General features: G+C 70.4%; 17 protein-coding genes. 10 read left to right on the forward strand and 7 right to left on the reverse strand.

Annotated elements, in window-relative coordinates:
* Positions 1 to 21: 21 nt before the first annotated feature.
* Positions 22 to 1182 (reverse strand): ROK family transcriptional regulator, encoded by a 1161-nt coding sequence (locus tag OHT51_RS03635; RefSeq protein WP_328877410.1) that lies wholly within the window; start codon positions 1180 to 1182, stop codon positions 22 to 24.
* A gap of 190 nt (positions 1183 to 1372) precedes the next feature.
* Here OHT51_RS03635 and OHT51_RS03640 point away from each other — a divergent pair, with 190 nt between their 5' ends.
* Genes OHT51_RS03640 through OHT51_RS03655 form a run of 4 tightly spaced genes read left to right on the forward strand, consistent with a single transcriptional unit; the run spans position 1373 to position 5851 of the window.
* Positions 1373 to 2338, forward strand: coding sequence for a carbohydrate ABC transporter permease (locus OHT51_RS03640; RefSeq protein WP_328877411.1), 966 nt, complete (start codon positions 1373 to 1375; stop codon positions 2336 to 2338).
* An 18-nt stretch (positions 2339 to 2356) separates the two neighbouring features.
* A complete protein-coding gene (locus OHT51_RS03645; protein WP_328877412.1) occupies positions 2357 to 3274 on the forward strand; it encodes a carbohydrate ABC transporter permease in 918 nt (305 codons plus the stop codon).
* Positions 3275 to 3296: 22 nt separating this feature from the next.
* Positions 3297 to 4634: an ABC transporter substrate-binding protein gene (locus tag OHT51_RS03650; protein ID WP_328877413.1), complete on the forward strand. Its 1338-nt coding sequence runs from the start codon at positions 3297 to 3299 to the stop codon at positions 4632 to 4634.
* 14 nt (positions 4635 to 4648) lie between these two features.
* Entirely contained in the window at positions 4649 to 5851 is a 1203-nt protein-coding gene (locus OHT51_RS03655; RefSeq protein WP_328884231.1) for a Gfo/Idh/MocA family protein, read from the forward strand.
* Positions 5852 to 5893: 42 nt separating this feature from the next.
* Here OHT51_RS03655 and OHT51_RS03660 read toward each other — a convergent pair whose 3' ends face one another.
* Positions 5894 to 6595, reverse strand: a complete 702-nt coding sequence (locus tag OHT51_RS03660; RefSeq protein WP_328877414.1) for a L,D-transpeptidase family protein — start codon at positions 6593 to 6595, stop codon at positions 5894 to 5896.
* Between the two features lie 160 nt (positions 6596 to 6755).
* Entirely contained in the window at positions 6756 to 7553 is a 798-nt protein-coding gene (locus OHT51_RS03665; RefSeq protein ID WP_328877415.1) for an SDR family NAD(P)-dependent oxidoreductase, read from the reverse strand.
* A gap of 50 nt (positions 7554 to 7603) precedes the next feature.
* On the opposite strand from OHT51_RS03665, the gene OHT51_RS03670 reads away from it, so the two are divergent.
* Positions 7604 to 8152, forward strand: coding sequence for a hypothetical protein (locus tag OHT51_RS03670; RefSeq protein ID WP_328877416.1), 549 nt, complete (start codon positions 7604 to 7606; stop codon positions 8150 to 8152).
* On the opposite strand, the gene OHT51_RS03675 is transcribed toward OHT51_RS03670, so the two are convergent.
* The 3 genes from OHT51_RS03675 to OHT51_RS03685 form a co-directional block, all read right to left on the reverse strand.
* Positions 8143 to 9057, reverse strand: a complete 915-nt coding sequence (locus OHT51_RS03675; RefSeq protein ID WP_328877417.1) for an SDR family oxidoreductase — start codon at positions 9055 to 9057, stop codon at positions 8143 to 8145. The two genes, OHT51_RS03670 and OHT51_RS03675, sit on opposite strands and share 10 nt — an antisense overlap.
* Positions 9058 to 9230: 173 nt before the next feature.
* Positions 9231 to 9860, reverse strand: a complete 630-nt coding sequence (locus OHT51_RS03680) for an MBL fold metallo-hydrolase (protein ID WP_328877418.1) — start codon at positions 9858 to 9860, stop codon at positions 9231 to 9233.
* The gene (locus OHT51_RS03685) at positions 9860 to 10948 is read right to left on the reverse strand and encodes an S-(hydroxymethyl)mycothiol dehydrogenase (protein ID WP_328877419.1); all 1089 of its coding nucleotides are present in this window, start codon (positions 10946 to 10948) and stop codon (positions 9860 to 9862) included. The genes OHT51_RS03680 and OHT51_RS03685 overlap by 1 nt, the downstream gene beginning before the upstream one ends.
* 497 nt (positions 10949 to 11445) lie before the next feature.
* On the opposite strand from OHT51_RS03685, the gene OHT51_RS03695 reads away from it, so the two are divergent.
* Positions 11446 to 13200, forward strand: a complete 1755-nt coding sequence (locus OHT51_RS03695) for an ABC transporter ATP-binding protein (RefSeq protein WP_328877420.1) — start codon at positions 11446 to 11448, stop codon at positions 13198 to 13200.
* A 95-nt stretch (positions 13201 to 13295) separates the two neighbouring features.
* On the opposite strand, the gene OHT51_RS03700 is transcribed toward OHT51_RS03695, so the two are convergent.
* Complete coding sequence (locus OHT51_RS03700; protein WP_328877421.1) at positions 13296 to 14141, reverse strand: (2Fe-2S)-binding protein; 846 nt, start codon at positions 14139 to 14141, stop codon at positions 13296 to 13298.
* 236 nt (positions 14142 to 14377) lie between these two features.
* Between OHT51_RS03700 and OHT51_RS03705 the strand changes: the two genes are divergently transcribed.
* The 4 genes from OHT51_RS03705 to OHT51_RS03720 all read left to right on the forward strand — a co-directional run bounded on the left by OHT51_RS03705 (position 14378) and on the right by OHT51_RS03720 (position 18492).
* The gene (locus OHT51_RS03705; RefSeq protein ID WP_328884232.1) at positions 14378 to 15370 is read left to right on the forward strand and encodes a FecCD family ABC transporter permease; all 993 of its coding nucleotides are present in this window, start codon (positions 14378 to 14380) and stop codon (positions 15368 to 15370) included.
* Positions 15367 to 16419, forward strand: a complete 1053-nt coding sequence (locus OHT51_RS03710; RefSeq protein ID WP_328877422.1) for a FecCD family ABC transporter permease — start codon at positions 15367 to 15369, stop codon at positions 16417 to 16419. Before OHT51_RS03705 ends, OHT51_RS03710 begins: the two co-directional genes overlap by 4 nt.
* A gap of 210 nt (positions 16420 to 16629) precedes the next feature.
* Complete coding sequence (locus tag OHT51_RS03715) at positions 16630 to 17445, forward strand: ABC transporter ATP-binding protein (protein ID WP_328877423.1); 816 nt, start codon at positions 16630 to 16632, stop codon at positions 17443 to 17445.
* A 27-nt stretch (positions 17446 to 17472) separates the two neighbouring features.
* Positions 17473 to 18492: an ABC transporter substrate-binding protein gene (locus OHT51_RS03720; RefSeq protein WP_328877424.1), complete on the forward strand. Its 1020-nt coding sequence runs from the start codon at positions 17473 to 17475 to the stop codon at positions 18490 to 18492.
* Positions 18493 to 18556: the final 64 nt, after the last annotated feature.

The following is an 18556-nucleotide window of genomic DNA, read 5'->3' on the forward strand; positions in this document are numbered from 1 at the left end:
TGTCCCCGCAGATCGCGGAGTTCAGGCGTCCGTCGCTCCCAGCACCAGCACCTGGATCGCCAGAACGGCGGCACCACGGGCCCAGTCGTGAAAATCGGACACCTTGGTCTCGAGGTCGATCGACGCGGCCAGCGGATGCCGCTGGGCACGGATGGTCTCCGTCACAGTCTTGCCGGCGACGTCCATCAGGCCCACCCCTTCTCCCGCGAGAAGGATCTTCTGCGGCAGCACGAAGTTGGCGATCTGGGCGACCAGGGTGCCCAGGGCGCGGGCCGCCTCCTCGACGACCCGGGCGGGCATCGGCTCGCCCGCCGCGGCACTCTCCAGGATCTCCTCGTACGTGCGGTCGCGGCCGGTGGCGGCCTGGACCTGGTAGCGGATGCTGGGGATGGTCAGCAGGGAGACGGCGCTGCCACGCGCCCCTTCGGGGGTCAGCGGGCCGTTCGGGTTCACGATCCAGTGGCGGCCGAAGCCGCGGTCCTCCTCGGCGTAGGGCACCCGCTTGCCGCCGAGGACCAGTCCGTAGCCGATACCGGCACCGATGGTGAGGACGACGAAGCGGTCGAGGCCGCGGCCGGCGCCGAACCAGGTCTCCGCCTCGACCAGGGCGGCCACGTCGTTCTCCACGACGACCGGCAGCCCCGTGCGTTCCTCGACCAGTTCGGCGAGCGGCACCTCACGCCAGTCCAGGAACGGAGACTCCCCGACCACGGCCCGGTCCTCGACGAAGCCGCCCACGCCGATGCCGATCCCGGCCAGCCGCGGGTGGTCGCCGGCGAGCGCGTCGGTCATCTCCCCCAGCAGGTCGACGACCGCGGCGGGTTCACGGGTGACCAGGGGGCGGTCGTAGCGGGCGACGATCTCGCTCCTGAGGGTGGTCAGGACGCCGTAGACCATGTCGTCGGTGATCTTGAAGCCGAGGAAGGAGAGGGAGTCGGCGACGACGTCCAGCGGCTGGGACGGGCGCCCCTGGCGCACCTCCGCCGGAGCGCCCGCTTCGGGCACCTCGACGAGGAGGCCCGACTCGATCAGCGGTTTGGTGAGCCGGGTGAGGCTGCCCGCGGACAGGTCGAGCCGCCGCGCGAGCTCGGTACGCGACAGGGGCCCGCCGACGAGCACCTCGATCGCCACCGAGCGTTCACCGGGACTGAGAGGGGGCCAGCTGTCGGCTACTGGGGTCATGGTCGTCAGGCTCCCACATGATCTTTCTCTGGTTTTGCTCTCTGATTTTTTTCTATGCGAAACCAACGAGACCAGTCTAGAGCGGTCCTGCTGGCTTGAAGAAGATGTTTGCGCACCTCTTGACGGCTGGATTCTTCCGCAACGAAAGTAAGTGGCGCCGAGGACGAGCCGCAGACGAGGGAGTCTCCTGATGACCATCGCCTCCAGCAGCCCTCCTTCGCGCCTGCCGCTGGGGGGCGCCGAGGGAGCGGGGACCAAGTCGAGGACGCGGCGGGCGCGCTCCCGCGAGAACGAGGGAGACGGGCGGCTCGCCGCGGTGTTCATCGCGCCGGCGATGCTGGGCTTCCTGGCCTTCCTGCTCTGGCCGACGCTGCGGGGCATCTACCTGAGCTTCACCCGCTTCAACCTGCTCACGCCGGCGGAGTGGGTCGGCCTGGACAACTACGTGCGGATGGTCCACGACCCGATCTTCTGGGAATCGCTCGGCGTCACCGTCGAGTACGTGGTCATCAACATCGGCGTCCAGACGGTCTCGGCGCTCGCCATCGCCGTACTGCTGCAGCGGCTGACCCAGTCGGCGGTGCTACGGGGGATCGTGCTCACGCCGTATCTGATGTCGAACGTCGTCGCGGGCATCGTCTGGCTGTGGATGCTGGACACCCAGCTCGGCATCGGCAACGAGATCATCGCGGGGATCGGCGCCGACCGCATCCCGTTCCTCGCGGACGAGACCTGGGCGATACCGACGATCGCCCTGATCAATGTGTGGCGGCATGTCGGGTACACCGCGCTGCTGCTGTTCGCCGGTCTGATGGCGATCCCCAACGACATGTACGAGGCCGCGAAGGTCGACGGCGCGAGCGAGTGGCGCATGTTCTGGCGGATCACGATGCCGCTGCTGCGACCGGTCCTGGCGGTCGTTCTGATCATGACGGTGATCGGTTCGTTCCAGGTGTTCGACACGGTCGCCGTGACGACCGCGGGCGGACCGGCGAACGCCACGAACGTCCTGCAGTACTACATCTACGGCGCCGCCTTCGGGCGCTTCCAGTTCGGGTACGCCTCGGCGATGTCGGTGGCCCTGCTGGTCGTGCTGAGCGCGATCACCGTCCTGCAGTACCGGCTCACCCGGGCCGGCCAGAGCGACCTCGGCTGAGGGAAGGGAGACACCGACATGGCTGCCGTGGCAGACACCACGACCGTACGGCGCGTCAGGCGCAGGCCCTCCTTCGGACGGGCCGTGGCCTGGGCGGTGATGGCCGCCGTCGTGCTCATCACGCTGTTGCCGTTCTACTGGATCCTGCGCACCGCGCTGTCCTCGAACACCGCGCTCGCCGCCCACCCCGGCGATCTGCTGCCCGTGGATCCGACGACCGGAGGCTTCGAGCGGGCGCTCGGTCTGCAGTCGGCCGAGGAAGCGATCGCCCAGGGCGGTTCGGGCGGCGGGCTCAAGTTCTGGCGCTATCTGCTCAATTCGGTGATCGTCTCGACTCTGATCACCGTCTGCCAGATCTTCTTCTCCGCCATGGCGGCGTACGCCTTCGCCCGGCTGCGCTGGCGCGGGCGGGAGAAGGTGTTCGGACTGTTCCTGGCCGGGCTGATGGTGCCGGCGATCTTCACGCTGCTCCCCAACTTCGTGCTGATCAAGCAACTCGGCCTGGTCGACAACCTGTTGGGGGTGGCCCTGCCGACGATGTTCATGACGCCGTTCGCGGTGTTCTTCCTGCGGCAGTTCTTCATGAATGTGCCGCGGGAGGTGGAGGAGGCCGCCCTGCTGGACGGGGCCGGGAAGATCCGGATCTTCTTCCGGGTGATGCTGCCGATGGCGGCCACACCGATCCTCACGCTGGGCCTGCTGACGTACATCACCGCCTGGAACGACTACTTCTGGCCGTTGATGGTGTCCTACAGCGACAGCTCGCGCGTGCTCACCGTCGCGCTGGCCATCTTCCGGGCACAGACCCCGCAGACGGGCTACGACTGGTCCGGCCTGATGGCGGCCACGCTGATCGCCGCCCTCCCGATGCTCGTGCTGTTCGGCTGCTTCGCACGGCGCATCGTCAGCTCCATCAGCTTCACCGGCGTCAAGTAAGGGGACTGGGATGCGAGTTCGGATGCGTACGATCCTGGCCCTGACCGGGGCGATGGTGCTGTCCCTGGCCACCGGCTGCGCGCAGGGCGGCGCGGCCGGGTCGGGCGGGAACACGGTGACGTACTGGCTGTGGGACGCCAATCAGCTGCCCGCGTACCAGGCCTGTGCGAAGGGGTTCGAGAGGCAGAATCCGGGCCTGAAGGTGAAGATCACGCAGATGGGCTGGGCCGACTACTGGACCAAGCTCACCGCGAGCTTCATCGCGGGCACCGAGCCGGACGTGTTCACCGACCACATCCAGAAGTTCGGGCAGTTCGCCGACCTGAACGTGCTCGAACCGCTGGACGACCTGGGTATCGACGACTCCGCCTACCAGGCGGGGCTGGCCGCCAACTGGAAGGGCCAGGACGGCCATCGCTACGGCGCGCCCAAGGACTGGGACACCGTCGCCCTCTTCTACAACAAGAAGATGGTCGAGGAGGCCGGACTCAGCGCCGACGGGCTCGACGGCCTGTCCTGGAACCCGAAGGACGGCGGCACCTTCGAGAAGACCATCGCGCATCTGACCGTCGACAAGAACGGCAGGCGCGGCGACGAGAAGGGCTTCGACAAGAACAACGTCAAGGTGTACGGGATGGCGACCGGCGGCGCGGGGGACGCGGACGGCCAGACCACGTGGAGCCCGTTCGTCGCCTCGGCGGGCTGGCACTACACCGACCAGGCCCGCTGGGGCACCAGGTACCAGTACGACAGCAGGACCTTCCAGTCGGTGGTCGACTGGTACTTCGGACTGGCGAAGAAGGGCTACCTCGCGCCCTTCACCGACTACACCGACGGCGCCAACCCGGCCAACGCCCAGGTCGCCTCCGGCAAGGCGGCGACCGCCTTCGACGGCGCCTGGATGATCTCCACCTACTACGGCACCAAGGGTCTCGATGTCGGCACCGCACCCACGCCGACCGGCCCGACCGGCAAGCGGGCCACCATGATGAACGGCCTCGCCGACTCGATCACCAAGAACGCCCGCAACAAGGAGGGCGCGAAGAAGTGGGTGCGGTATCTCACCTCGAACGAGTGCCAGAAGGCCGTCGGCGGCTACGGCATCGTCTTCCCGGCGACCCCTGACGGCACCGAGGCGGCCGTGGCCGCGTACAGGAAGAAGGGCATCGACGTCTCCGCCTTCACCGAACCGGTCACCGACAGGAAGAACTCCACCACGTTCTCCTTCCCGATCACCGACTACGCGGCGGACGTGTACTCCCTGATGCGCCCCGCGATGCAGGACGTCTACGCCAACGACGCCCCGGCGAGCGGCCTGACCAGGACCAACGACCAGATCAACCTCATCCTCGGCCAGTGAAAGGCACACACTCCATGACGTTCTCCCTCGGCATCGTCGGCGCCGGCCAGTTCTCCGGCCAGTTCGCCACGCTGTTCCAGGCCCACCCCGGTGTCAGCGACGTGTACGTCACCGATCTGCTGCCCGAGCGGGCCGAGCAGCTCGCCGACGCACAGGGACTGGCCGGCACCTTCCCCTCGTACGAGGCGATGCTGGAATCGGCGGCCGTCGACGCGGTCGCCATCTTCACCCAGCGCTGGACCCACGGCCCGCTGGTGCTGCAGGGCCTGAACGCCGGCAAGCACGTCTACTCCGCGGTTCCGATGGCGATCACCAAAGAGGAGATCGCGGCGATCATCGACGCGGTCAAGGCGACCGGCCTGACGTACATGATGGGCGAGACCAGCGAGTACAACCCGGCGACCGTGCACGCCCGCAACCAGATCGCCGAGGGCGCCTTCGGGCGGCTCTTCTACGCCGAGGGCGACTACGTCCACGACATGGACCTCGGGTTCTACGAGGCGTACCAGTACAGCGGCGGCGAGAACTGGAAGGCGACCGCCAGCTATCCCCCGCTGCTGTACCCGACGCACGCGGTGGGCGGGGTGCTCGGGGCGTGGCGGACGCACGCGGTGAGCGTGTCGGCGATCGGGGTCGTGGACGACCGGGGCGACGGGGTCTTCGACAAGAGCGTCAGCCAGTTCGGCAACGACGTGTCCAACGCGACCGCGCTGTTCGAGGTCGCGGGCGGTGGCTCGTTCCGTACGAACGAGTTCCGGAGGGTCGGCTACCCGTCACACATACGGGAGTCGCGGTTCCGGTTCTTCGGCACCGAGGCGAGCATGGAGCAGCTCGCCACTGTGGCCTTCTGGCAGGACAAAAAGGGTGTCAAGGACATCAGTGAGCTGCTGGAGCCCAAGCCCACCATGTCCCCCGACGACCCGTCGCTCCAGCACATCGCGCCGGAGCTGCGGGCGGCCTTCACCTCGGGGTCGGCGCCCGTGCACGACCGCGCCCGGCTGCCGCGGGCCTTCGACAACCTGCACAACGGCCACGAGGGCAGCCACCACTTCCTGGTGGACGACTTCGTGACCGCGGTCAACACCCGCACACTGCCGTCCGTGAACGCGTGGGTGGCCGCCCGCTACACCCTGCCGGGCATCGTCGCGCACGAGTCGGCGCGGCAGGGCGGGGCCAGGCTGGAGATCCCGGACTTCGGGGACGCGCCGGAGGCGTGACGTTTCTCCCCGTTCGCTCGCGAGCCGGGTGCCTGCCGTCTGTCAGGTGCCCGGCTTGCGGCCGTACACATAGACGTCGTCGCCGTTCTTCAGCAGCGACCAGTACTTCTTCGCGTCGGTCTTGGTCATGTTGACGCAGCCGTGCGAGCCGGGCGGGTTCCACATGCTGACGCCGACCGAGTGGAAGGCCTGGCCGCCGTCGAAGAACTGGGCGTACGGCATCGGCACGTCGTAGATGGTCGAGACGTGGTCGATGTTGCGCCAGTAGATCTTCTTCAGACCGGTGCGCGTCTCGTAGCCGTTACGTCCGGTACGGACCGGCACCGGGCCGTACACCAGCCTCTTCCCGTCCTGGATCCAGCTCAGCTGGAGCGAGAGGTTCACGCAGGCGATGCGGCCCTTGTTGACGGGGCACTTGCCGTCCTTGTTGGGGTTCGTGCCTACGGCCTTCTGCTTGTTCATGAGGTCCATCACGCCCCATGTGACGGGCCCCGCGTAGCCGGCGTTCGGGGTGATGCCGTGCTTGGTCTGGAAGGCCTGGATGGCCTTGCAGTCGGCGCTGGACTGCTTGCCGTCGACCGGCCGGCCGAGGAACTTCTCCACCTTCTTCTGATACGGGCCGGCCTGCGTCGTGCAGCTCGGAGCCGCCTGCGCCGGTGCGGCGGCGATCGTCAGCGCGAGCGGTGCGACGAGTCCTGTGGTGATGCCGAGTGCGACGGCACGCCGTCTGCGTCTGTCCCCCATGGCCGGGCCTCTCCCTTGGGTGTTCCTGTGGACTTCTGCCAGGTAGACCGCTGTACGGGGGCTTCGGTTGTGGCGCGCGCCGGGCTGTGACCGAACGGTGAAACTTCGCCGGGCCTGACTGTGACCTATGTGGTCTGGCTCACTCGGTGAGCGGGGAGTTTCAGGCGTCGTCCGGGCGCCGCACCGCTGCCCGGAAACCGGTGTTGACCGCGGTGAGGCCGCCGTCGACGGTGAGGGTGGCGCCGGTGATCCAGGCGGCGTCGCGGGACGCGAGGAAGGCGACCGCGGCGGCGATGTCCTCGGGCTCGCCGACCCGGCCCAGCGGGTACAGCGGGCGGATCGCGTCGAGTTCCGCCTCCCGCCCCTCCCACGCCGAGGTCCGCACCGTGCCCGGCGTCACCAGGTTGACGCGGACTCCGCGCGCGGCGGCGTGCCCGGCGAGGGTGCGGGTGAGGGAGCCGAGGCCGGCCTTGGCGGCGCTGTAGGCGTGGTTGCCGAAGTCCTGCAGGCCGTTGACGGAGCCGATGTTCACGACGGCTCCGCGGCCGGTGGCGGCCAGCTGCGGGAGCGCGGCACGGCAGCAGCGGTAGGTGCCGGTCAGGGTGACGTCGAGGTCGCGGGCCCACGCCTCGTCCGGACCGTCCTCGAAGAGCGCGGTGTCGGGCGAGCAGGAGGCCGCGCTGTTGACCAGGACGTCGAGCGAGCCGAAGGCGTCGACGGCGTGGGCGACGGCCGCCTCGACGGACGCGAGGTCGGCGACATCGCATGCCGACGCCTGCACCGCGAGTCCCCGCCCCCGCAGTTTCGCCGCGGTCCGCTCGGCCTCGGGCCCGTCCACGTCCGTGACGAGCACGCGGGCCCCCTCCTCGGCGAACCGGCGGGCGGTCGCCGCGCCGATGCCGCGGGCCGCACCGGTGACCAGGACTCTGTGACCTGCGAAGCGCGTTGTGTCCGTCATGGACCGAACCGTAGTGCCGGAAGGATCATCCGGGCAGATAGCGTGCGTCCATGTCCGTGTTCATTCAGCAACTCCCCGCGCTCATAGGCGTCGTGATCGGCGCGCTCGGGTCGTACATGGCGGTCGTGCGGGGCGACCGGATGAGGTTCCGGCGGGAGCAGGCGGCGCGTTGGGAGGAGCGGCGGCTCACGGTGTACGCCGACTACGCGCAGTCGGTGAAGAAGACGGTCACGGTGACCTACCGGGTCGCCGCCCGGGCGGGCGTCGATCCGTACCCGGATCCCCTGAGCCTCGAAGAGGCCCAGCCGCTGCTGGCCGAGGCGAGCATCCGCCGGGACCCCTCGGGTGAGGCGCTGCTCATGCTGGGCAGCCGCGAGGTGGTGGAGAAGGCGCGGGTCTGGGTCGTGGCGGCGATGGAGATGGAACGGTTCGTACGGGAGGGCCGGGACGACCGTGCGGCCTGGCAGGCGCTGCTGGAGCGGCAACGGGCCGGCCGCGAGGGCTACTACACGGCCGTACGCGACGACCTGGGCCTGCCGCCGGGCCACCCGGCGCGCTGGCCGCTCCCGGTCATGAACCCGGTGCCGCCTCAGCGGTAGCCGGTCGTGTCCGCCGGTTTGCCCGCGTCCTGGACCTCCACGAGGTACCGCCACGCGTCGGGCCGGCTGCCGTCGAGGTCCGTGAAGCCGTAGACCGGCGCGAGCTGCCCGCTGGAGAGGGACTCTCCGTTCCAGCGGGCCACGTCGGGGTCGGCGGCGAGGGCGGCGACGGCGCGCCCCACGTAGCGCGGGGTCTCGGAGATGGCGAAGTGCGGGACGCGTTCCAGGGCGTCGCGCCAGTTGTCCTCGCGCACCTCGAACGCGTCGAGCATCATCTCCGAGCGCAGCCAGCCCGGGGTCAGCGCGACGGCGGTGGCGCCGCGCGGTCCGAGTTCATGGCCGAGGGAGAACGCCATGCGCAGGACCGATGTCTTGGCGAGGTCGTAGAAGAAGGAGTTCCGGTAGTTGGCGCCGTTGTACTCGGCCGTGCCGTCGGTCATTTCGACGACGAGTCCGCCGGGGTGGCGCAGGAGCAGGGGCAGGGCGTGGTGGCTGGTGATCGCGTGCGTCTCGACCCCGAGCCGCAGCAGCCTGAGGCCCTTGTCCAGGTCGTGCTCCCAGACGGGGCTGTCCCAGGCGAAGAGTTTCTCGCCGCCCCAGACGTCGTTGACGAGGACGTCGAGGCGGCCCTGTTCGTCCGCGATGCGGTCGACGAGGACGCGGACCTGGGCGGGGTCGAGGTGATCGGTGGGTACGGCGACACCGTGCCCGCCCGCTTCGGTGACGAGGTCGGCGGTGTCCTCGATCGCTTCGGGGCGGTTGTACTCGGAGCGCCGGGCACGTGTGCTGCGTCCGGTCACGTAGACGGTGGCGCCGGCCGCCCCGAGCTCCACGGCGATGCCGCGCCCGGCGCCCCGTGTCGCGCCCGCGACGAGTGCGACCTTGTCCTTCAACGGCTGTGACATGTCCGGCCTCCCGACCCTGTGCGCCCGACCCTCTGCGAGCGATGGCGTCTTCGAGGGTGCCGGGTAAGCCGGACATCTTCTGTCGTCTTTTGCTGGTCCTGCTCCGGTCTTGCCGTGGGGTCACCCGGCCGGGCGCAGGCGCGCGCGTCGAGGTGCCTCAAGCGGTCGCGGCCTCAGTGGCCCCGGTCGATCCACTCCTGAAGCTGGGGTGCCTCCGCGCCGATGGTGGTCCCGTCGCCGTGGCCGGTGAGGACCTTGGTCTCGGGTGGGAGGGCGAGCAGGCGGGTGCGGATCGAGTCGATGATCGTCGGGAAGTGGGAGTAGGAGCGGCCGGTGGCGCCGGGGCCGCCCTGGAAGAGGGTGTCGCCGGTGAAGACGACGCCCAGTCCGGCGTCGTACAGACACACCGCGCCCGGCGCGTGCCCCGGGGTGTGCAGGACCGTCAGGTCGACGCCCGGGCCCTCGATGATCTGCCCGTCCACGAGGTGGGCGTCGGGGTCGCGGTCCGGGTGGGTCTGCTTCCACAGGGACAGGTCGTCGGGGTGGAGCCAGATCGTGGCGCCGGTGCGGTCGGCGAGGGCGGGCGCGGCGTCGATGTGGTCGTTGTGGGCGTGGGTGCACACGATCGCGGTCAGGCGCCGGTCGCCGACGGCCTTGACGATGGCGTCTGCGTCGTGGGCGGCGTCGATGACGATCACCTCGTGGTCGTCGCCGACGAGCCACACGTTGTTGTCGACGTCCCAGGCACCGCCGTCGAGCTTGAACTGGCCGGAGGTGACGAGGCGTTCGATGCGGGCGGTCATCAGAGCATCACCACCGAGCGCAGGACGTCGCCGTGGTGCATCCGCTCGAACGCCTTCTCCACCTCGTCGAGTTGGATGGTCTCGGTGACGAACGCGTCCAGGTCGAGGCGGCCCTGGAGGTGCAGGTCGATCAGCATCGGGAAGTCCCGGCTCGGCAGGCAGTCGCCGTACCAGGACGACTTCAGGGCGCCGCCGCGTCCGAAGACGTCGAGCAGGGGCAGTTCCAGTTTCATCTCCGGGGTGGGCACGCCGACGAGGACGACCGTGCCGGCGAGGTCGCGGGCGTAGAAGGCCTGCTTGTAGGTCTCCGGGCGGCCGACCGCCTCGATGACGACATCCGCGCCGAACCCGCCGGTCAGCTCACGGATCGCGTCCACCGGGTCGGTCTCGCGCGAGTTGACGGTGTGGGTGGCGCCCATCGTGCGGGCCTTGTCGAGCTTGCGGTCGTCGATGTCCACGGCGATGATCTTCGCCGCGCCCGCCAGGTTCGACCCGGCGATCGCGGCGTCCCCGACGCCGCCGCAGCCGATCACGGCGACGGTGTCGCCCCGGCCGACGCTGCCGGTGTTGATCGCGGCGCCGATGCCGGCCATCACACCGCAGCCCAGCAGACCGGCCACCTGCGGGGTGACCGCCGGGTCGACCTTGGTGCACTGCCCCGAGGCGACCAGGGTCTTCTCGGCGAAGGCTCCGATGCCGAGCGCCGGGGAGAGTTCCCGGCCGTCCGAAGCGAGGGTCATCTTCTGAGTCGCGTTGTGGGTGGCGAAGCAGTACCAGGGCCGGCCGCGCAGACAGGCCCGGCACTGTCCGCACACCGCACGCCAGTTGAGGACGACGAAGTCGCCGGGCGCGACGTCCGTGACGCCCTCGCCGACCGACTCCACCACGCCGGCCGCCTCGTGGCCCAGCAGGAAGGGGAAGTCGTCGCTGATGCCGCCCTGTTTGTAGTGCAGGTCGGTGTGACAGACGCCGCAGGCCTGGACCTGTACGACGGCTTCTCCCGGCCCCGGGTCCGGCACGACGATCGTCTCCACGCGCACGGCCTCGTCCTTGCCCGGTGCGATCACGCCGCGGACTTCCTGCGCCATGGTGCTCCACCCTTCCCTCGGCGGGTCTTCGTCCACTGCCGACCCTAGTTGTGACTGATCGGTAAGGGGGTGCGACAGACGTCATCCGGCCAGGTGGTCGCCCTCCGCCGGCCTCGAACGGCCCTCGCCGATCGGGAGCGGCCCGGTCGGGTGCCGGTCACCTGAGGAAGTCCGGGACCGCCCGGGCTGCCGTTCGCAGGCCGAGCCCGTCGAAGGGCCGGACGGTGGCCGCGTAGCGCACGGCCAGGTCGAGGCCTGCCGTTGCGCGCAGCCGCCGCCAGGTCTTGGAGGCGGTTGGCCTGGGCGCCCACGCCTGCCCTTCCTCTTGACACCACCCCGCGCCGGTCGGAACCGAGGCAGCGACCGCCAGACGTCTGGGACGTCCTGAACGGCAGCCTGCCCGACCGCCCCGGCCCTCGCGGTGGCACAAAACTGGCAGGCTCCGCGGGAGGGCGTCGACGTAGCCTGAAGGCTCCGTACGACTCCCAAGGAGCCCCGTGAGCATCGCAGCGACCGAATCCACGCCGCCCACCTGGCGGCTGCTCCTGGGCTATGTGCGCCCGCACCGGTGGACCCTGCTCGTGGGTGCCGTGCTCTCGCTGGTCACCGGGGCCACGGGGCTGCTCCTGCCGCTGGTGGCAAAGGGGTTGATCGACGATCTGTCCCACGACCGGGCCATCACCGGGGCGTTGGTGGTCATGTCCGGGCTGGTGGTGGCCAACGCGGCGGTGGGCGCGCTCGGTTCGTATGTGCTGCAGCGCACCGCCGAGTCGGTGGTGCTGGGTGCGCGGCGCACCCTGTCGTCGTATCTGCTGAGGCTGCGCATCACCGCCGTGGACCGCAGTGAGCCGGGCGACCTGATGGCCCGCATCACCTCGGACACGACGCTGCTGCGGGAGGTCACGACCGACTCGCTCGTGGGTCTCGGCACCGGAGGGCTCACCCTCGTGGCGACGGTGGCGATGATGGGTGTGGTGGAACCAGTGCTGCTGCTGGTCACCCTCGCTGTGATCCTCGGCGCGGGCACGATCCTCGGCGTGATCGTGCCGCGCATCAACCGGGCCAGCCGGCAGGCGCAGGACGCCGTCGGGGTGATGGGGGCCTCGCTGGAGCGGATCCTCGGCGCGCTGCGCACGGTGAAGGCGTCCGGCGCCGAGCACCGGGAGGAGCGGACGCTACACGAGGCAGCCGAGGAGTCGTGGCGGCAGAGCGTGCGGGCCGCCAAGTGGTCGGCGGCGGCGGGCAACACGGCCGGACTTGCGATGCAGATAGCGTTCATCACGGTGCTCGCGGTGGGCGGGGCGCGCGTGGCGACCGGGGCGATCGACGTGGGCACGCTGGTGGCGTTCCTGCTGTACGTCTTCTATCTGATGTCGCCGATCCAGCAGGTCGTCGGCGCGATCACGCAGTACCAGACCGGCGCGGCGGCGCTCGCCAGGATCCAGGAAGCGCTGCAACTGCCCGCCGAACCGGCCGCCGCGCCCGCCCCGTTGCCCGCCGCAGGTGCCCAACCCGCCGCGCTCGCCTTCGAGGACGTCCGCTTCCGTTACGCCGACGATCTGCCGTACGTCCACCACGGGGTGACGTTCGCCGTGCCGGCGCAGGGCATGACCGCCTTCGTCGGACCGTCCGGCGCGGGCAAGACCACCGTCTTCTCCCTCATAGAGCGGTTCTACGACCCCGAGGCCGGGACCATCACGCTCGACGGGCGGGACCTGGCGGACTGGGAACTGGCCCAACTCCGGTCGGCGATCGGCTATGTGGAGCAGGACGCCCCGGTGCTGTCGGGTTCGCTGCGGGACAACCTGCTGCTGGGCAATCCCGACGCCGACGACAACGCCGTCACACGCGTGCTGAAGACGACCCGCCTCGACGGCCTGGTCGCGCGGCTGCCCGGCGGCGCCGACACGCTCGTCGGTCACCGGGGCACCAAGCTGTCCGGCGGCGAACGCCAGCGTGTCGCCATCGCCCGTGCCCTGCTGCGCCGCCCCCGCCTGCTGCTCCTGGACGAGGCCACCTCGCAGTTGGACGCGGTGAACGAGGCCGCGTTGCGCGACACGGTCGCCGATGTGGCCCGTACGACCACGGTGCTGGTCGTCGCGCATCGCCTCTCGACGGTGACGATGGCCGACCGGATCGTCGTGATGGACGGGGGCCGGGTGCGCGCGGTGGGCACGCATCGCGAACTCGTGGCGGCCGACCCGCTCTACGCGGAGCTGGCGGCGACGCAGTTCCTGGCGACGGCCGAGTGACCACGGCCGACTGACCACAGCCGGGCGTCAAACCGAGTACCGAGTACCGAGTGACGACGCCCGTGCGGCACGGCGCGGCACCGTGCCCGGACAGTTCAGGCCTGGAGCCTGCGCAGCCGCTCCGCGTCACAGGTGCGGGGGCAGGTGCCGCACGCCTCGTCCGGGCGGATCGTGTAATACATGCAGCACCCGGTGCGGGTACGCGTCGGGTGCCGGCGTCCGTCGCCGGTCGTCAGGTGCCGGAAGCCGGCACCGTCGGGGTACGGGGTCATGGCGGTGGGCAGCAGCCTGGTGGCCGCCTCGACGGCGTCGTCCTCACGGCCGAGCGTGCGGCCGAGGTACCAGACGCCCGAGACCAGGTCGTCGGCGACCATGCCCCACAGGGCGCGTGAGCGGCGGCGCGTGACGGGGCCCATCGCGTCCAGGAGCGGCCCCATGTGATCGGCGACAGCGGTGCGCAACTCGGCGCGCAGGGACTCCTCATGAGGGGCCGTCAGAACGCCCGGCAGCAGGGCTGCCGGATCGTCGGCCAGGCAGGCGAGGTCGCTTCCCGGCGTGAGGGTGAACTCGGCCGAGTCGAGGTCCAGGCGCAGGTCCTCGGGCCGGATTCGCGGTACGCGGCGTTCCAGGTACCAGACGCCGCTCATGAGGAGTGAGACCGACCACGCGTAGTCGTGCAGGGCGCGCGAGGCGGCGACGTCACGGCGTGGAACTGTCCCGTGGCGATCGTGAATTCGGGCGGCCTCCGCGGCGACGAAGGCGTCGAGCACGGCCTCGTCCTTCACCAGCTCCGCCGCCGACACTCGCGCTCGGTCCTGATCGTCCCCGGGCTCGGCGATCCGCACGGACAGCGCGTCGCAGAGATCGCCCAGCCGCGTATAGGCGTCACGGAGCGTATGCGCGACGGCGCCGGCCGGCGGGGTCGTCAGGGCCACGGACATCGGTGCTCCTGTGCAAGTTTCAGCGAAAGCCAGATAGGTAAGGCTTACCTTACACTCGTGATCAAGTGGAAAGTGCCAGGTGGGGTCTCCGTGGTTCGCGACGGCCGATCGTCGACTCACGACGGCTGATCATCCATCGCGATCATCACAGTGATCACACAGCAGTTGAAGTCTAAAGAAAGGCTAACCTAAGCTCACGGCTTGTGACTGCGACCCAACAGGGCGCACCGATCGGTGTGCCCTTCCGTGCCCTCAGGCACGTACCGCTCTTCCTCACCAGCCTCGCCGCTCTGGCGCTCTGCACCGCGCTCAGCCTCGCCCTCGGGGCCCGCTCCGTACCCTTGGGCACGGTGGCCGACGCTCTGCTCGGGAACGTTCACGGACGCGAGGCCCTGGTGGTGACCGGGCTGCGCCTGCCGCGGACCGTCATCGGGCTCGTGGTCGGCGCCGCGCTCGGGGTGGCCGGGGCCGTCGCCCAGGGCATCACCCGCAATCCGCTCGCCTCTCCGACCACGCTCGGCATCAACGCGGGCGCCGGCTTCGCGGTCGTCGTCGCCATCTTCGCACTGAAGCTCAACAGCCCCGCGCAGTATGTGTGGTTCGCGTTCGCGGGTGCCGCCGGGGCCGCCCTGTTCGCCCAGACGCTGGCCCGCCGGGCCGGAGACATCGACCCCGTACGGCTGGCGCTCGGCGGCACCGTGCTCCAACTCGTGCTGCTGTCCTGGACGTCGGCGGTGATGCTGATGAACCAGCGCACGCTGGACGAGGCCCGTTTCTGGCTGGCGGGGTCGCTCTCCGGGCGCTCCCTGGACGTCCTGTGGCCGGTCCTGCCGACTCTGCTGCTCGGCCTGGTCGTCGCGCTCGCCGTCTCCCCCGCGCTCAACGCCCTTGCCCTGGGCGGCGATTCGGCCCAGGCGCTCGGGGTGCCGGTGGCCCGGATCCGGCTGGCCGGCGGAATCGCGGTCGTTCTGCTCGCCGGGTCCGCGGTTGCGGTGGCCGGTCCGATCGCCTTCATCGGCCTCGCCGCGCCTCATCTCGTACGGCCCCTGCTGGGCGGTGACCACCGGCTGCTGGTCCCCGGCTGTCTGATCGCGGGTCCACTGCTGCTGCTCACGGCGGATGTGCTCGGCCGGATGGTGATCCGGCCCTCGGAGTTGGAGGTCGGCATCGTGACCGCGTTCCTCGGCGCCCCCTTGCTGGCGCTGCTGGCCCGGAGGGTGGCCCGATGAGCGCCGCGGTCGTGTCCACCGTACGGACGAAGTCCACGTCGCGTGCCCAGGACCGGCGCCGCGTCCTGCTGTTCGCGGTGAGTGCTCTGGCCCTGCTGTTCGTGCTGCTCACCGTGTCCCTGACGACGGGTGAGATGGCGATGCCGGCGGGCACGGCACTGCGCGCGCTGGCCGGGCTCGGGGATCCCGGGGACGTGCTGGTGGTGCAGCAGTTCCGGGCGCCCCGTTCGGTGGCGGCGATCGTCGCCGGCGCCGGGCTCGGCGCGGCGGGATGCGTGCTGCAACGGCTGTTCCGCAATCCGCTGGCCTCTCCCGACGTCATGGGTGTGACCGGCGGGGCCTCGCTGGGCGCGGTCGCGCTGATCGCGGCCGGTGCCTCACAGACGCTGATCCCCGTCGGGGCGCTGAGCGGCGGGCTGCTCGCGGCCCTGCTGCTCGGGGTGTTCGCCTGGGGCTCGGGGCTCGCCGTCACCCGGCTCGTGCTGACCGGGCTCGCCGTGCAGGCGGGTCTCGCGGCAGCCGTGAACCTGATGATCGTGCGCTTCCCTGCCGACCTCGCCGGGTCGGCGCTGCAGTGGACCACCGGTTCGGTGTACGGGCGGACCTGGACGGAGGTGTGGGGCGCGGGCGGCGGCATGGTGGTCGCGCTCGGCGCCGCGCCGGTCATGCACCGGCGGCTGGCCGTGCTCGACCTCGGGGACGACTCGGCGGGCTCGCTCGGCCTCGACACGTCCCGTGCTCGCCTCCAACTCCTCTTCGTTGCCGTCGCGTTGGCCTCACTGGCCGCCGCGCTCGCCGGTCCGGTGACGTTCGTGGCCCTCGCCGTCCCGCACATCGTGCGGTTCGTCACCGGCCCGCCGACCGCTACCTCCCTGGCGCTGGCCGGGCTCACCGGGGCGGTCCTGCTGCTCGCCTCCGACCTGATGGTGCAGCACCTCCTGCCGATCGAGGGACTGCCGGTGGGCGCGGTCACCGCCACACTCGGCGCGCCCTGGCTGCTGGTGCTGATGCTGCGCCAGAGCACGCCCGTCCGCAGATGCCAGGTATGACCGGCGCACAGGGCTGCCCGCAAGGCGGGCGCAACGGCGACCGCCTCCTGGTCGCCGGCCTCCACCAGACACGACCCGGCAGCCCCGTCACCGCCACGCTCAGCGCACCGCACTGTTCGCACTGATGCCGCGCCAGAGCACGCCCGTCCCCAGGAGCCACGGATGACCGGCGCACACCAAGAACCCCCCACCGGTCCTCAGGAGCCGCACATGACCACCCTCAACCAGCTCTCCACCCAGAGCCTCGACCTGCGCTACGGCGACCGCCTCGTGGTGGGCGGCCTCGACCTGACGCTGCCCGGTGGGGCCGTCACGGCGATCGTCGGCCCCAACGCCTGTGGAAAGTCCACCCTGTTGAGAGGGCTGAGCCGACTGCTCGCGCCGGCCGCCGGCATGGTCACCCTCGACGGCGCCGACATCCACCGGATGTCCGCCCGGGCGTTGGCCCTGCGCATGGGTCTGCTCCCGCAGCAGCCGGTGACGCCGGAGGCGATCACCGTCGAGGCGCTGGTGCGCCTTGGCCGGTATCCGCACCAGCGGCTGCTCAGCCCCTGGTCGGCAGCCGACCAGAAGGCCGTGGACGAGGCCCTGGAGCGCACCGGCACCACTCCCCTGCGCGACCAGCCCGTCGACCAGCTGTCCGGCGGTCAGCGCCAACGCGCCTGGATCGCGCTGGCGTTGGCGCAGGACACCGAACTGCTGCTGCTCGACGAGCCGACCACCTTCCTCGATCTGCGGCACCAGCTCGACGTCCTCGACCTGGTCGCCGCCCTGCACGCCGAGGCGGGCCGCACCGTCGTGATGGTGCTGCACGACCTCGGACAGGCCGCCCGTTACGCGGACCACATGGTGGTCCTCAAGGACGGCCGCCTCGCCGCCGCCGGCGCCCCGGCCGACGTACTCGACGCGGAGCTGGTCAGGTCCGTGTTCGACGTCGACTGCCGGGTCGTCCCCGACCCGGAGACCGGTACCCCGCTGGTCGTCCCCAGGAGCAGCGCGGTGCGGCATGCCGCCGCCACCGCCTGATCACTCCCCTCTCACAGAAAGACCCCCATGCTCAAGCGATACCCCCTGCGCGGAATCGGCCGGCTCGTCGCCGCGCTGCTCGCCGTCGTGCTCGGCACAGCCGTGCTCGCCGCCTGCGGCAGCTCGGACTCCGCCACCGAGAGCGACACCGCCAAGGCCGCCAACGACAGCTCTGCCTTCCCGCGCACTCTCAAGACCGTCATGGGCGACGTGAAGATCCCCTCCCAGCCGCAGCGGGTCGTCGTGCTCGACACCGGCGAGCTGGACGACGTCACCCTGCTCGGCATCGACCCGGTAGGCGCGGTCGCCCCGCACTTCAAGACATCGGGCGGCTTCCCGACGTACCTGGACGGCGAGTTGAAGGACACCGTCGACGTCGGCCCGCTCCTGGAGCCGAACCTGGAGAAGATCGCCTCCCTCGAGCCCGACCTGATCCTGTCCTCCAAGGTCCGGCACGAGAAGGTGTACGACAAGCTCAGCGCCATCGCCCCGACCGTGTTCACCGAGACCACCGGCGGTGTCTGGAAGGAGAACCTGAAGGTTCACGCCGAGGCGCTGGGCCTGGATAAGGAGGCCGCGGCCAAGCTCAAGGAGTACGAGACGCAGGCCAAGGCGCTCGGTGAGGCCATCAGGAAGAAGGACGGCGGCACCATGCCGACCGCGTCCGTGGTCCGCTTCATCGCCGGCCCGACCCGCCTGTACCAGTCCAACTCCTACAGCGGCGTCGTCCTGGACGACATCGGCTTCCAGCGGCCCAGGTCCCAGGTCTCCGACGACCCCGAGGTCACGATGAAGGACGTCAGCCCGGAGGAGATCGACCAGGCCGACGCGGACCTGATCTTCGTCACTGCCGCCGACGCCGAGGACAAGACGCAGAAGAAGCAAGTCGTCTCCAACCCGGTGTGGAAGGACCTCCCGGCCGTGAAGGACGGCAAGGTCTTCGAGGTCCCGGACGAGACCTGGATGTCCGGCATCGGCGTCCAGGCCGCCCAGGAGATGCTCAAGGACGTCGCGAAGGCCACCGGAGTGGAGCTCCCGGCGAAGTAACTGCCGCTGACCCCTTGGGGCGGGCCGTACCCGACCGGCGCCCGGGCCGCCCCTCAACCCCCCA

Source organism: Streptomyces sp. NBC_00299 (assembly GCF_036173045.1).
Taxonomy (GTDB): Bacteria; Actinomycetota; Actinomycetes; order Streptomycetales; family Streptomycetaceae; genus Streptomyces; species Streptomyces machairae.

Excerpts from the sequence above, each read along its gene's own strand:
- OHT51_RS03635 (WP_328877410.1), bottom strand. The coding sequence starts at position 1,182 with ATGACCCCAGTAGCCGACAGCTGGCCCCCTCTCAGTCCCGGTGAACGC.
- OHT51_RS03640 (WP_328877411.1), top strand. The coding sequence starts at position 1,373 with ATGACCATCGCCTCCAGCAGCCCTCCTTCGCGCCTGCCGCTGGGGGGC.
- OHT51_RS03645 (WP_328877412.1), top strand. The coding sequence starts at position 2,357 with ATGGCTGCCGTGGCAGACACCACGACCGTACGGCGCGTCAGGCGCAGG.
- OHT51_RS03650 (WP_328877413.1), top strand. The coding sequence starts at position 3,297 with ATGCGTACGATCCTGGCCCTGACCGGGGCGATGGTGCTGTCCCTGGCC.
- OHT51_RS03655 (WP_328884231.1), top strand. The coding sequence starts at position 4,649 with ATGACGTTCTCCCTCGGCATCGTCGGCGCCGGCCAGTTCTCCGGCCAG.
- OHT51_RS03660 (WP_328877414.1), bottom strand. The coding sequence starts at position 6,595 with ATGGGGGACAGACGCAGACGGCGTGCCGTCGCACTCGGCATCACCACA.
- OHT51_RS03665 (WP_328877415.1), bottom strand. The coding sequence starts at position 7,553 with ATGACGGACACAACGCGCTTCGCAGGTCACAGAGTCCTGGTCACCGGT.
- OHT51_RS03670 (WP_328877416.1), top strand. The coding sequence starts at position 7,604 with ATGTCCGTGTTCATTCAGCAACTCCCCGCGCTCATAGGCGTCGTGATC.
- OHT51_RS03675 (WP_328877417.1), bottom strand. The coding sequence starts at position 9,057 with ATGTCACAGCCGTTGAAGGACAAGGTCGCACTCGTCGCGGGCGCGACA.
- OHT51_RS03680 (WP_328877418.1), bottom strand. The coding sequence starts at position 9,860 with ATGACCGCCCGCATCGAACGCCTCGTCACCTCCGGCCAGTTCAAGCTC.
- OHT51_RS03685 (WP_328877419.1), bottom strand. The coding sequence starts at position 10,948 with ATGGCGCAGGAAGTCCGCGGCGTGATCGCACCGGGCAAGGACGAGGCC.
- OHT51_RS03700 (WP_328877421.1), bottom strand. The coding sequence starts at position 14,141 with ATGTCCGTGGCCCTGACGACCCCGCCGGCCGGCGCCGTCGCGCATACG.
- OHT51_RS03710 (WP_328877422.1), top strand. The coding sequence starts at position 15,367 with ATGAGCGCCGCGGTCGTGTCCACCGTACGGACGAAGTCCACGTCGCGT.
- OHT51_RS03715 (WP_328877423.1), top strand. The coding sequence starts at position 16,630 with ATGACCACCCTCAACCAGCTCTCCACCCAGAGCCTCGACCTGCGCTAC.
- OHT51_RS03720 (WP_328877424.1), top strand. The coding sequence starts at position 17,473 with ATGCTCAAGCGATACCCCCTGCGCGGAATCGGCCGGCTCGTCGCCGCG.